Consider the following 12664-nt stretch of genomic DNA (forward strand, 5'->3'; position numbering starts at 1 on the left):
CCCGCAGTGACAACGACGCTCGAAAGAGCACCGGATACGCAAAAAAGAAACGATCACAAAACGTCAGCCGATATACATTGAAAGTTACGCCTGACGACCATGGCTTGCGTGAACCACCCGATCCCTTGCCGAACTCGGAAGTGAAACCGCAACGCGCCGATGGTAGTGTGGGGTCTCCCCATGCGAGAGTAGGTTATCGTCAGGCACCTCTTCGAAAAAGCCCCGAGCACTCTGTGTTCGGGGCTTTTTTATGCGTGCAGGAAATGTTCCCGTGCCGCCGCCACCCCGGCGGCGCGGTGCGCCGCATCGCTGGCTGAAGCCTGCTCCTACAAAGACAGTGGCACAACAAGGCCTCGGCGCCACCGCGCCCTTGTAGGAGCCCAATTTCATTGGGCGATGGCGGCGTCAGCCGCCCGGGGTTGAAGCGAGCACAGTGCCCGCCATCCACCCCGGCGGCGCGGTGCGCCGCATCGCTGGCTGAAGCCTGCTCCTACAAAACGGGGGGCACAACCGGGACATCGGAGCCTTCGCGCTCCCGGCACCGTGCCCGACATCCGTTTCGGCGCCCGTGTCGGCACGGGCGCCGTTTGGGACGATAAATGATATGATGCGCGCACGATGACGCGACCGTTAAATGGAGTAACCGTGAGTGAAATAGCGCCCACAACGTGGCTGGTGTACTGCCGCCCAGGCTTTGAGCCCGACGCGCTGGCGGAGTTGCAGTATCACGCGGCTCAGAGTGGCGTTGCCTGTACGCCAACGCTGGGGGAGGGGTGGGTGAGTCTGACGCGTATTGACGAAGAGCCGGTCAATGCGCTGCATCGTGAGGCCCACTTTGAAAAGCTCATTTTCGCGCGCCAAAGCCTGGCCGCGTTGCCACCGCTGACGCTTTCAAAAGACGACCGGCTTACCCCGATTCTCGAGCAGGTCAAGCTAAGCCGCTGGAGCTTCGAGGAGATCTGGCACGAAACGCCGGATACCAATGACGGCAAGGCGCTGGCCGGGCTGATCAAGGCGTTGACCAAGCCGTTGGAAAGCCTTTTGAAAAAACGCGGCGCGCTGCGGCGTAAGGCCGGTGGTCGGCGACTGCATATTTTCTGGACCGACGGTGGCCGAGCGCAGCTCGGTATCAGCTTTCCAGGCAATCGCAGCGAGCTCAAAAACGGTATTAGAAGGTTGCGCTCTCCGTCGCGGGCGCCGAGCCGCTCGACGCTCAAGCTCGAAGAGGCCTGGCACGAGTTCATACCCCGGGAGGAGTGGGATGAGCGCTTGGCCGAGCACATGCAGGCCGCCGACCTGGGCGCGGCTCCAGGCGGTTGGACCTGGCAGCTAGTGCAGCGGGGCATGTACGTATACGCGATCGACAACGGCCCGATGGACAAGGCGTTGATGCAAAGCGGCCAGGTCGACCACTTAAAAGAGGATGGCTTTATCTGGGCGCCGGATAGGCGGCTGGACTGGCTGGTGTGCGATATCGTCGACAAACCGGTTCGCGTGCTGACCATGGTCGAGCGCTGGCTGACACAGAAGTGGTGCCGCGAGGCGATCTTCAACCTCAAGCTGCCCATGAAAAAGCGCTGGGATGAAGTGGTACGCTGTTTGAGCAGGCTGGAGGAGTCGCTTGCAAAAGCCGGCGTACGCGCGCAAATTCGCTGTCGCCACCTTTATCACGACCGGGAGGAAGTCACGGTACACGTAAGGCTTTTATCCTGACGCCTTTGAACCGGGCCGAAATCAGGAAACCGACTCGAAAATCTGCACGGTTTCATCCTCGGTAAGAAGGGGTAAAATACGCGCCATGGCGTCTGCCCGCGCTTCGCTTTGATGCCACTCGTTCCAGGCACGTAGATCCCGCCATTTGGTGATCATCAAGCGGCGGTCCGGTTGGCCGATTTTAACGAGGGTTTCGCCACCGACGAAGCCGCGTACGCCGAGCGAGACGCGCATCGCTTGGCGGGCGGCCTGCTCGTACTCCTCCTCCAGGCCGGGCATGATGCGTCGTTCGATGATAACTTTAACCATGTGCCTACTTCCTTGCCGAGACCAGAAATGACCGATACCACGCCAGCGTTTGACGCTACCCTGGATACTACAGGCCTCTACTGCCCCGAGCCCATTATGCTTATGCATAACAAGGTAAGGGATATGGAACCGGGACAAACCCTAGAGGTGATTGCCACGGATCCCGCGACCACCCGAGATGTGCCCAAGTTCTGCCAGTTTTTGGGCCACGAGCTGCTAACTTCCCAAGAGCACGAAGGCGAGTATCGCTACTTTATACGCCTGGCGTGAGCGGCCAGGCGCCAGGGATGTGAACGCCCTTTAATAGGGCTCGTCGCCGGGGACGACCATCATCGCCAGTGCCTCGAGCGTGGCCGGATCCTCTTCGAGAATTCGGTTGGCGATATGGCGCTGGAAGAAGTAAACGGTTTGATGTCGGGTGTGGGCGTCGTAAAGGCACTTGTCGCCTAAAATGATCGGCGTCATTTGCGCCTGCTCTTCATCGGCAAGCAGCGCCTCTACGCCTCCATTGCTATATAGACGCCAGCCGTACACCGGCTTCATGTGCCAGGGGGCGTCGGGGTGGTTCATGCACAGGGCATGAGTGCCCAGGGTGTCGGGGATTTGCTGGATCAGCGCCACTTCTTTGGAGGCTTCGTACTCGAAGTACTCCGCCGCCGCGGTAAGCTCGGTATGTTTGTGCTCCGGCGGCGTGTCGAAAATCTCTTCGGTTTCCGGATCGCGATAGCCGATAAAGTGGCCGTTTTCCTGGCTATTGAGCTCGTTACAAGCGCTTAGCGTGTCCATCCACGGGACAAGGCCCACGACGTTGCCGTCATCGCGCAGCCCCCAGGCCAGAATAGGCAGGCCGTAAAAGGTGTCGGGACTCGCAGCGAGCTGGTAAACCATTTCGAGACCGTCAAGCTCCGGGGCGAGACGGATCACGCACTTGCGCGCCTGATGACGTTGGCGCGCGGTTTCCAGGTCGATGACCTGGGCAGAGTGGGTTGAATGGGGTGTACCCATAGTATCCCTCCTGGTGCTGCGTGGTCACGACGTTGATAGGCACTGCCTACCGCGTAACTAAACCAATAGCACAGGTTGGGCGTTAATTTAAGAGGGCTCAGCCGATTTTTAGTCAACGGCTGACTCAGAGGGGCAGACGGGGTAAACGCTGCGCAGGGCCAGGTGTTCCAGCCGGGCGATTTGAAACCGCGGCCAAGGGGCATTGGGGCTTTCGAGCGAGAGCCAGCGTTGCTGATACGCGGCGACGGCTTGGGGCGGCGTTACATCGTGCGCGTCGATGAGGGTGTTGATTGCGCCAAGCCAGTGCTGGCTGGCCCTTGCAGCTCGATCCAGCCAGGCCTGATCCCAGGGGGGCAGGCAGTGGCCTCTCCCGACGTTTTCGGCCAGTAAGCGGTTGGCCTCGGTCAGGCGCTGGCTACCCAGCTGCAGCGTGCGAAGCACCTCGGCGGTCAGCGGGCGCTCTTGCAGCGTTTTTAGATGGTTCTCGAGGGTGGCGGAGTCGGCTTGCCACTCGAGGCTATAAGTGTTCTCCACCATCGTCGTGAGATAGCCAAGCGCCTCGAACGCTTGGGTCATATCCGGCAGCGCGCGAAGCTCTAATGGCTGGCTCGCGCGGGAGAAGCTTTTCTCCCACTCCTCGGAATCAAACAGCGCATTCCAGCCGACGGAGGGGAGCTGGGCCGTCTTGAGCTCGGTCAGCGTTTTCAGACGGGTCTGGTCGGCCTCGCTGAGCGAATCGGTGACCCCGTTACCGGCGCAGCGCTCGAGGCGCTGCCAAAGCTCACGCTCGTAAAGCCAGTGCTGACTGGGCGGCGCGACACGGCCCAATTGATTGTTGCGCGCCGCGACAAGGGAGGTGATATCGCACTCGCGCAGCGCATAGACGTTGAGCATGCTTTCGCGCACATCAATAATATCGATCAGCCGCTCGCGCTGGGCCACGAACGCGCCAATGTTATCCGGGTCCCGGCGCTCGATGGGTTCAGCGTCGAGGGCGCGCGTAAGCGTGCGGTGGTAATCCACCCAGGCCGGGTCGTCGGCGCTGCCACAGCCTGCCAGAAAGCTCGTCAAGAGCCCCGTTGCCAGGGCCACTAGAGTGCGCTTCATACTCCCCCTTAACGACTGATCCATTTCAAGCGCCAGCCTAGCAGTAGGGCGGCGGTGCTGAGTCCGGCGATCAGGCCGATCCAGTAGCCGTGAACGCCGAGCGGTTCGGTGAGCGCAAAAAGCCCATGGGTGCCCAGCCAATGGCCCCCACCTAGTCCCACGATCCAGTAAGAGAGCACGGTGATCACCATCACGATACGGGTATCCTTGTAGCCGCGCAGCGCCCCCGCCAGGTTCACCTGCAGCGAATCCGATAGCTGAAATATGACCGCCAGCGACACGATGGTCAGCGTCAGTGCCTGAATCTCGGGGTTGGACGTGTAAAGCGCGATGACCGGTTTAGCGGTGACCCACAAAAATGCGCTATTCATGGCGGCGATGATCACGCTGATCGCAATGCCGTTCCAGGCGACGTGGCGGGCATGGTCCGGCCGCGCCTGGCCCAGCGTATTGCCCACGCGCACGGTGAGCGCCATGCTCAGCGATAGCGGTAGCATGAACAGCAGCGACGTATAGCTCAGCGCGATCTGGTGCGCGCCGACGGTAACCTCGCCCAGGCTTGCGATAAACAGGGCAATCAGCGTGAAAAGCGTCACTTCGACGAAAATGGCCACGCCGATCGGCATGCCGACCACGATTAGCTCGCGAATCCCCGGCCAACCGGGGGGGTAGATACGCTGCCAAAGCGAAACGTTTTGGTAACTACGACTGCGCGTCGTGTAGTAGGCCATGGAAAGTGCCATACACCACATGGAAAGGGCCGTGGCGATACCGCAACCAAGCGCCCCCAGCGCTGGAAGCCCGCTAATGGGCGCGGGAAGCCAAGGCCCGAACATGCTCACCAGGCCCTCGCCACCATAGATCAGCACGTAGTTGCTGGGCACGTTGATCGAAAGCCCCACCAGGCTAATCCAGAGCGCCGGGCGCGTATGGTTCATGCCGTCCGAGAAGGCCCTAAGCGCCTGAAAGAGGGCGATGCCCGGCATCCCGAAGGCCACCGCCCCCAAATAGCGGCTGGACTCGAGGGCGACATCCGTGGGCACGTCCATACGCTCGAAAATGGGCAGGGTGATGGTGCGCAGCAAAAACGCCGCCACTAGCCCCAGCGCCAGCGCGACCCAGAGCGCCTGATGCACGGCCTTGGGAATGTCGGCGTCGCGCTGGCCGCCCAGCAGGTGCGCAACGATCGGCGTCAGCCCCATTAGCGTGCCGGTCATGAAGAGCATCAGCGGGGTCCAGAGGCTCGAGCCGACCGAAACGGCGGCAAGCGAGGTGGCGCTGAAGCGCCCGGTCATCATGGTATCGACGACGCCAATAGCGGCCTGGGCAAGCTGCGCGCCTACGATGGGCAGAGCCAGCACGATCAGCACGCGTGTTTCAGGCCAATAGGTGGATTTGATACGATACAAGGCGGCGCCCACGATAAGGCTCCTCTAGGGTGAGGGGGTCATGAAAGGGCGCTAGCGTAGCAAATTCCGCTGAAATTTGCGCCTGAAGAAGGCGTTTAAAACACCGGCTGCGGCGGCGCCAGTATTACGTTTACCTGCCTCTTTTAACCATGAAAGCGAAGCGATAGTGACAAAGACTCTTGAGCGTTGGACGCTTGCGGATATGACGGCGCTGTTCGATGGCGTGTTCGCATCCACCTACCACACCCGGCTGATCAAGGGCGGTGACGAGCCACTGTATCTACCGGCAAGCGCTACCACACCGTACCACCAGATCATTTTTGCCCATGGCTTTTTCGCCAGCGCCCTGCACGAAATCAGTCACTGGTGTATCGCCGGCGAGAAACGCCGCCAGCTAGAGGACTATGGCTATTGGTATCTACCCGACGGGCGCGACACCGACCAGCAAGCGGCCTTCGAAAAGGCCGAAATCGCTCCCCAGGCGCTGGAGTATCTGCTTACCCGTGCCTGCGGACGAACGTTCAACGTAAGCGTCGATAACCTGGGTGGTGAGGCGGAAGTCGACCGTCAAGCGTTCGAAGCAAAGGTGTTGGCCCGCGCCGCGCGCTATGAAGAGGAGTGTCTGCCAAAGCGCGCCAACGCTTTCCGCCATGCCCTTACGCGCTTTTACCAACACGGCGCGTCGATCCCCGGCGCCATCGAAGCGGGTATCGAGGCGCTCGATTAGTCTTCGTCGCGCTCGTTAAGGCGCTGGTGCATAGCGAGCATCACCTCGACTTCATGCTCGGCGCGCATGGGTTCGAGGCCCCGGTCACTAAAGGTGTCGGTGCGCAGGCGATGCCACTCGCCGTTGGTCAGCCGGTCGTAGAGCACATGCGCCGGGGCGAGCTCGACAAAGGGGTCGAGCCCGTAGGTATCGAAAAGCCGGGCAAGCGCGGCCTCGTCTTCGCCGTTGTCGCTTGTATAGAGCGTGGACGAGAAGTGGTCGGTCTCGAGCTCGCGGATAACGTCCAAGGGGCTTACGCCCAGGCTTTCGAGTTCTTCGATGCTGTAAGCGCCGGAGACGTTGGAATCTTCGTCGATCCAGCTGTCGTCGGGCTGAATCAGCGTCTGCTTGATGCGCCCATCTTTTAGCGACCAGGCAATGGCTAGCGGCAGGCCATCTTCTTCGCCGGTTTCGATGGCGATAAATCCAGGTAAATCGGCCACTTTTACGTCTCCTTCGGGGCGCTGTCGAGGTTGAAAAAGCGCTGGGCGGTACGGGTGGTTTCGAGAGCGAGGGTGTCTTCGTCGACGCTATGCCAGTGGGCGATCTCTTTGGCGATCCAGGGCAGCAGCGCCGGCTCGTGGCGGCGGCCTTTAAGCTTGGCCGGCAGGTTACGCGGCAAAAGGTACGGGCAGTCGGTCTCGATCATCAGCCGGTTGAGCGGAATGTCTTTCACCAGCGCTCGAAGGTGATGGCCGCGGCGCTCGTCGCAGATCCAGCCGGTCAGGCCGATGTGCAGGTCGAGATCCAGATAGCCGTAAAGCGTTGCCGCCTCACCGGTAAAGCAGTGGATCACCGCTTGGCTGATATCGTCGCGCCAGGCCTTGAGGATCTCGCGCATGCGCGGGCCGGCGTCGCGTTCATGAAGAAATAGCGGCAGGCCGCTTTCCGCGGCGAGCCCTAGTTGGGCCTCGAACGCCTTCTCCTGGGCCTGGGGCGTGGAGAAATTGCGGTTGAAATCCAGCCCACACTCACCGACCGCGACGACGGCGCGCTCTTTGTGCAGCGCCGCCATTTGCCGAGCAATGTCCTGATTCCAGCGGCTGGCATCGTGAGGATGGACACCGGCGGTGGCGTACAGGCCGGGAAAGCGCTCGGCCAGGGCAATCGCCTGCTCGGCGTGGGCCACATCGGTGCCGGTGACGATCAGGGTGGTCACGTTGGCGGCGCGGGCGCGGCTGATCACCGCCTCCAGGTCGCGCTCGAAGCTTTCGTGGGTGAGGTTGGCTCCGATATCCACCAGCGCCTCGCGAGGGCGAAACTCGAGCGCCTCGGGCAATAACGACTCCGCATGGGTGGCTGTCAAACCAGACTCCTCTTTGCTCATGGGGTGATCTAATCAAAAGGCGGGCAATGGCGCATTGTAACGTTTTAACGGCGAAGGCGGCTAATACCAAAGGGGAGGGCGAGATGCATTGCGTCAACATCGGCGGCCATCGACACTAGTGTCGACAATCCGACGTTTGACAATACCCTATAATGGAATGCGCCGATGACCACGATCACGCCTAAAATCCTTCCGTCGACTCCCTCGGCCAGCACTCCTTCGCTACTGATCAAGTCGCTTCTCGAAGCCGGGGTACGCATGGCCGGGGACAACCAGATCGTCTACCGCGATCAGGGGCGTCACGATTACCGCCGCTTTAGTGAGCGCGTTCATCAGCTGGCTCATATGCTCAAGGCCCAGGGCGTCGAGGCGGGCGACGTGGTGGCGGTGCTGGACTGGGACAGCCACCGCTACCTGGAGTGCTTTTTCGCCATTCCCATGATCGGCGCGGTACTGCATACCGTGAATATCCGCCTGGCGCCGGAGCAGATTCGCTACACCATGGAGCACGCCGAAGATGTCTTCGTCATTGTTCACGAAGATTTCGTACCCCTGCTGGAGCCGCTGGCCGACAAGCTCGAGAAGGTGCGCGGCTACGTGCTCTGCCAGGAGACATCGCGAGAGATGAAGACCACGTTGAACCTCGCCGGCGAGTTCGAAGCACTGATCGCCGAAAAACCTGGTCACTACGATTTTCCGGATTTCGATGAAAACGCCGTGGCTACGCTCTTTTACACCACCGGGACAACGGGCAATCCCAAGGGCGTCTTTTTTACCCACCGCCAGCTGGTACTGCACACCCTGAACGAGGCAAGCCTGTTTCAGGCATCGGGTGTCGAGCTTCTCAGCCGGGACAAGGTGTACATGCCGATCACCCCGATGTTTCACGTTCACGCCTGGGGCGTGCCCTATACCGCGACCCTGTTGGGCGCCACCCAGGTCTACCCGGGGCGCTACGAGCCCGAGATGCTGGTCCGGTTATTGGTGGAAGAGAAGGTCGATTTCTCCCACTGCGTGCCGACGCTTCTCAATATGGTCGTCAGCGCCGAGGAGGTCGCCTCACAAAAGGTGGATCTAAGCGGCTGGAAAGTACTGGTCGGCGGCAGCGCCTTGACCCAGCGCCTGGCAGCGCGGGCTTGGGATTTGGGTATCGATACGCGAAGCGCCTACGGCATGTCGGAAACCTGCCCGCTATTGACCGTCGACGTTTTGCCGCGTCACGTCGAACGAGCCTCATTCGAAACCCAGCTGCCCTGGCGCTGCAAGGCGGGCCTGCCCACGCCCTTTGTCAGCATTCAGGTCGTTGATACCGATGGCAATCCACTGCCTCAGGATGGCAAAAGCGTGGGCGAAGTGCGGGTCAAGGCGCCCTGGTTGACTCAAGGCTACTACAAGGAAGAAGAGCGCAGCGAAGCACTCTGGCGGGATGGCTGGCTCTACACCGGCGACGTTGGCTCGCTGGACGAAGCCGGATTTCTGTCGATTAGCGACCGTATCAAGGATGTCATCAAGACCGGCGGCGAGTGGCTTTCATCGCTGGATCTTGAAAACCATATCAGCCAGAGCCCGGAGGTCGCGGAAGTGGCGGTCATCGGGGTGAACGATGACAAGTGGGGCGAGCGCCCTGCGGCCTGGATCGTACCGCGGGATGTCGATAATCCGCCCACGCCCGCCTCGCTCAAGGCCTTTTTAACGCCGCTGGTCGAGCAGGGCAAACTCAATCGTTGGGCCATCCCGGAAGAGGTGCATGTCGTTGACGAAATTCCCAAGACCAGCGTCGGAAAACTGGACAAAAAGCGTATTCGCAGCGCGCTCTAAAGGGCGCTCTTAACATGCGGTGATTCGATTTCCCCGTTCGCCAGGGCCATGCGTTACACTGTGCGCCACACGACGATGGAGGATACTGCGTGACCCTGTTACGACTTGAACAGCTGCAACTGGCCTATGGCACACAAACCCTGCTGGACCGCGCCGAGCTTACGGTAGAGAAGGGCGAGCGGCTGGCACTGGTGGGTCGCAACGGCACCGGTAAGTCGACGCTTTTAAAGCTGGTGGCCGGCGATATCCAGGCGGATGACGGTACGGTTTGGCGCGCCCCGGGCTTGAAAGTGGGCGTGCTCGCCCAGGAGCTGCCGGAATCTTCCGGTATGACGATTTTCGATGTGGTCGCCATGGGCCTGCCCGAAGCCGGCGAGCTGCTCTCGGAGTATCATCAGCTGATCAACTCGGCGGACCCGGACATGAACCGGATGGCCAAACTGCAAACGCGCATCGAGGAGATCGACGGCTGGTCGTTTCACCAACGTATCGATGTAGTGCTCACCCGCCTGGGGCTACCGCCAGAGGCGGAGATGAATGCGCTCTCCGGCGGTTGGCGCCGGCGGGTGGCGCTCGCCCGGGCGCTGGTCTCCGAGCCGGATCTACTGCTGTTGGACGAGCCCACCAACCATTTGGACCTGGACACCATTGCTTGGCTCGAGGAGCAGCTGCTCGCCTTCAACGGCGCGGTACTGCTGATCAGCCACGACCGGGCGTTCTTGTCCAAACTGGCGACCAACATTCTGGAGCTCGACCGGGGCAAGCTCGGCCGCTACCCGGGCAAGTACGAAGAGTACCAAGCGCGCAAGCAGCACGAGCTGGAAGTGGAGGCGCGCGAGCACGCCGAGTTCGACAAAAAGCTCGCCCAAGAAGAGGTGTGGATTCGCCAGGGCGTCAAGGCACGACGTACCCGTAACGAAGGCCGTGTGCGCGCGTTGGAAGCCATGCGTAGTGAGCGCAGCCAGCGTCGCGAGCGCCAGGGCAGCGCGAACCTTTCTGTGGACAGCGGCGAGCGTACCGGCAAGCGCGTGGTCGAGCTCAAGGGCGTGACCCAGCGCTTTGGCGCCGACACCATTCTCGATGACCTGAACCTCGAGATCATGCGCGGCGATCGTATCGGCTTTTTGGGCCGCAACGGCGCGGGCAAGACGACACTTTTGAAAATCCTGCTGGGCGAGCTCGAGCCGACCGAGGGCAGCGTTCAACTGGGCACCAACCTCAAAGTCGCTTACTTCGATCAGCTGCGCGCCGGGCTCGAGCTCGAAAAAACCGTTTACGACAACGTGGCCCAGGGCAGCGACCGGGTCAGCGTTGGCGGGCGCGACCGCCATGTAATGAGCTACCTGCAGGATTTCCTGTTCACCCCGGACCGGGTGCGCCAGCCAGTGAAGGCGCTCTCTGGCGGTGAGTCCAACCGGCTGCTACTGGCCAAGCTCTTCACCCAGCCGGCCAACGTGCTGGTGCTCGATGAGCCGACCAACGACCTGGATATGGAAACCCTGGAGCTTTTGGAAGAGTTGCTGCTCGATTTCGACGGCACGCTCCTGCTGGTTTCCCACGACCGAACCTTCATGGATCACGTGGTGACCAGCATGTTCGCCTTCGAGGGCGAAGGCGTGGTACGGGAATACGTGGGGGGTTATACCGACTGGATCCGCCAGGGCGGCAAGCTCCCCCCGGCGCCCTGGGAAGGCGCGGCGCGTCAGCATACCGAGCCGACCAGCAAAGAGACGCCAAAAGACAGCGAAAAGCCAAAAAGCGAGCCTCCCAAAAAGCAGGCCAAGCTCTCTTACAAGCTACAGCGCGAGCTGGATAGCCTACCCGGCGAGATCGAAAAGCTGGAAAGCGAGGTGGCGGCGCTGGAGCAAACCGTGGGAGATCCTGGGTTTTATCAAAAACCCGCTACCGAGGTGACCGCGAAGCTCCAGGAAATGGAGGGCGTTCAGGCGCGCCTGGAAAGTGCCATGGAACGCTGGATGGAACTCGAGGCGATGGCCAACGGCTAAGCGGTTCAGGCGAAGGCAGGGCGCCCGAAAGGGCGCCCGATTGCTTACTCGTCGGTCTGTTCGCCTTTGTGGCCTACGCGCACTGCGAGCACGTCGCAGGGCGCACCGTGCAGCACCCCGGTCGAGGTGGAACCGAGCAGCAGGGCAAAACCGTGGCGCCCATGGGAGCCCACGACGATCAAATCGACCCCGTGGTCGCCCGCGAAGCGGTGAATTTCCGTATCCGGCATACCCACGACCACGTGCTGGTCTTCCGGCTGGACGTGGGGCATCGCGATCTCGGCGAGGCGCTTTTTGGCGTGATCGTCCAGTTGATCCTGAATGCTGGTCAGATCCATGGGAATATCGCCGCCGTAGGCGAACCCCAACGGCTCCAGGGTGTGCATGATCGAGATTTTGGCGTGCTCGTTACGCTGAGATACGGCAATCGCGCGCTCGAGCACCTTGTGGGAATCCTTGGTCAAATCGACCGCGACCAGAATATGGTGATAGCTCATGGCCCATCTCCTTCGCAATAAGCAACAAAGGGCACCTTTGTTGGGTAATGTTTACTTTAAGCGCTGCGCCAAGGCTTAACAACGATCTGAATCAAGGTTTTTTAACGCACACAGCGACGCCGGGTTAAAGCGTTTGCAGGAGAATGGCCGAATGGCATGGTTAATCGTGGTGGCGGTTTTGATGTTTATTGTCTCGCCGGTCATGTGGCTAAAGCCCAGCCCGCGTCAAAAACGCCAGGTCAAGCTAAGGGCCTATGCCCGCCAGCAGAAAGTGGGCGTTAAAATGGCCTCCCCACCGCTGCACGGATTCAAAGGGACCATGCCCGCTTATCGCTGGGCTTACGCGCAAAACGCGCCGGGGCCGGATTTCGTGTTGTTGCGGGAAAGTCATGCAAGCGAAGCGCTGGACACGTTTCACGCCGGCTGGCGCTGGCGCATTGCGCCTCTTAGGCCGCTACCCGAAGAGGCCGAGGCCGCGCTAAAAGCGTTGCTGGAGCGTCTGCCCAAGGACGCTTTGGTGATCGAGTCCAACGCGCAGACGCTCACGCTCTGGTGGTGGGAGTCTCAGGACGCCGCGCGTTTTGAAAGCTATCTGACGGCGTTTAGGGCGATCACTCACTCGCTTGGCGGCCAGGCCGACCATTTGGCTTTATCGAGCCACGGCCGCTAGGTCGTTAGCTCTGTCTTTAAGACCCGCCTTTAAGCTC

At 61.0% G+C, this 12664-nt stretch carries 13 protein-coding genes and 1 rRNA gene; 7 read left to right on the top strand and 7 right to left on the bottom strand.

Annotated elements, in window-relative coordinates; all coding sequences use genetic code 11:
- Positions 1-89: 89 nt before the first annotated feature.
- Both rrf and rlmM read left to right on the top strand, forming a co-directional pair.
- Positions 90-205 (top strand): 5S ribosomal RNA (gene rrf, locus ACWHXT_RS06095).
- A gap of 440 nt (positions 206-645) precedes the next feature.
- On the top strand, positions 646-1713 hold the full coding sequence (gene rlmM / locus ACWHXT_RS06100) for a 23S rRNA (cytidine(2498)-2'-O)-methyltransferase RlmM (protein ID WP_447957618.1): 1068 nt from the start codon (positions 646-648) through the stop codon (positions 1711-1713).
- A gap of 21 nt (positions 1714-1734) precedes the next feature.
- Here the strand turns inward: rlmM and ACWHXT_RS06105 are convergent, their stop codons facing one another.
- Positions 1735-2022 carry an antibiotic biosynthesis monooxygenase family protein gene (locus ACWHXT_RS06105; protein ID WP_447528329.1) on the bottom strand — a complete coding sequence of 96 codons (288 nt, stop codon included), beginning with the start codon at positions 2020-2022 and terminating at the stop codon, positions 1735-1737.
- A gap of 27 nt (positions 2023-2049) precedes the next feature.
- Between ACWHXT_RS06105 and tusA the strand changes: the two genes are divergently transcribed.
- Positions 2050-2292 (top strand): sulfurtransferase TusA, encoded by a 243-nt coding sequence (gene tusA, locus ACWHXT_RS06110; RefSeq protein ID WP_447957619.1) that lies wholly within the window; start codon positions 2050-2052, stop codon positions 2290-2292.
- 30 nt (positions 2293-2322) lie between these two features.
- Here the strand turns inward: tusA and ACWHXT_RS06115 are convergent, their stop codons facing one another.
- The 3 genes from ACWHXT_RS06115 to ACWHXT_RS06125 form a co-directional block, all read right to left on the bottom strand.
- On the bottom strand, positions 2323-3027 hold the full coding sequence (locus ACWHXT_RS06115; RefSeq protein ID WP_447928595.1) for a hypothetical protein: 705 nt from the start codon (positions 3025-3027) through the stop codon (positions 2323-2325).
- Between the two features lie 108 nt (positions 3028-3135).
- A complete protein-coding gene (locus ACWHXT_RS06120; protein WP_447957620.1) occupies positions 3136-4134 on the bottom strand; it encodes a DUF3080 family protein in 999 nt (332 codons plus the stop codon).
- A gap of 8 nt (positions 4135-4142) precedes the next feature.
- Positions 4143-5555, bottom strand: coding sequence for an MATE family efflux transporter (locus ACWHXT_RS06125; RefSeq protein WP_447928597.1), 1413 nt, complete (start codon positions 5553-5555; stop codon positions 4143-4145).
- Between the two features lie 154 nt (positions 5556-5709).
- Here ACWHXT_RS06125 and ACWHXT_RS06130 point away from each other — a divergent pair, with 154 nt between their 5' ends.
- Positions 5710-6270 carry an elongation factor P hydroxylase gene (locus ACWHXT_RS06130; protein WP_447928598.1) on the top strand — a complete coding sequence of 187 codons (561 nt, stop codon included), beginning with the start codon at positions 5710-5712 and terminating at the stop codon, positions 6268-6270.
- Here the strand turns inward: ACWHXT_RS06130 and ACWHXT_RS06135 are convergent.
- Together ACWHXT_RS06135 and ACWHXT_RS06140 are read right to left on the bottom strand one after the other, a co-directional pair.
- Positions 6267-6752 carry a hypothetical protein gene (locus ACWHXT_RS06135; RefSeq protein ID WP_447928599.1) on the bottom strand — a complete coding sequence of 162 codons (486 nt, stop codon included), beginning with the start codon at positions 6750-6752 and terminating at the stop codon, positions 6267-6269. The two genes, ACWHXT_RS06130 and ACWHXT_RS06135, sit on opposite strands and share 4 nt — an antisense overlap.
- 2 nt (positions 6753-6754) lie before the next feature.
- Positions 6755-7615 (bottom strand): TatD family hydrolase, encoded by an 861-nt coding sequence (locus tag ACWHXT_RS06140; RefSeq protein WP_447928600.1) that lies wholly within the window; start codon positions 7613-7615, stop codon positions 6755-6757.
- A 186-nt stretch (positions 7616-7801) separates the two neighbouring features.
- Here ACWHXT_RS06140 and ACWHXT_RS06145 point away from each other — a divergent pair, with 186 nt between their 5' ends.
- On the top strand, positions 7802-9454 hold the full coding sequence (locus tag ACWHXT_RS06145; protein WP_447957621.1) for a fatty acid--CoA ligase: 1653 nt from the start codon (positions 7802-7804) through the stop codon (positions 9452-9454).
- Between the two features lie 89 nt (positions 9455-9543).
- The gene (locus ACWHXT_RS06150; RefSeq protein ID WP_447957622.1) at positions 9544-11460 is read left to right on the top strand and encodes an ATP-binding cassette domain-containing protein; all 1917 of its coding nucleotides are present in this window, start codon (positions 9544-9546) and stop codon (positions 11458-11460) included.
- Between the two features lie 44 nt (positions 11461-11504).
- Here the strand turns inward: ACWHXT_RS06150 and ACWHXT_RS06155 are convergent, their stop codons facing one another.
- Entirely contained in the window at positions 11505-11957 is a 453-nt protein-coding gene (locus tag ACWHXT_RS06155) for a universal stress protein (RefSeq protein WP_447928603.1), read from the bottom strand.
- Positions 11958-12108: 151 nt separating this feature from the next.
- On the opposite strand from ACWHXT_RS06155, the gene ACWHXT_RS06160 reads away from it, so the two are divergent.
- Positions 12109-12627, top strand: a complete 519-nt coding sequence (locus ACWHXT_RS06160; RefSeq protein ID WP_447528340.1) for a preprotein translocase subunit YajC — start codon at positions 12109-12111, stop codon at positions 12625-12627.
- The last annotated feature ends 37 nt before the right edge of the window (positions 12628-12664 follow it).

The organism is Vreelandella halophytica (genome assembly GCF_968193635.1).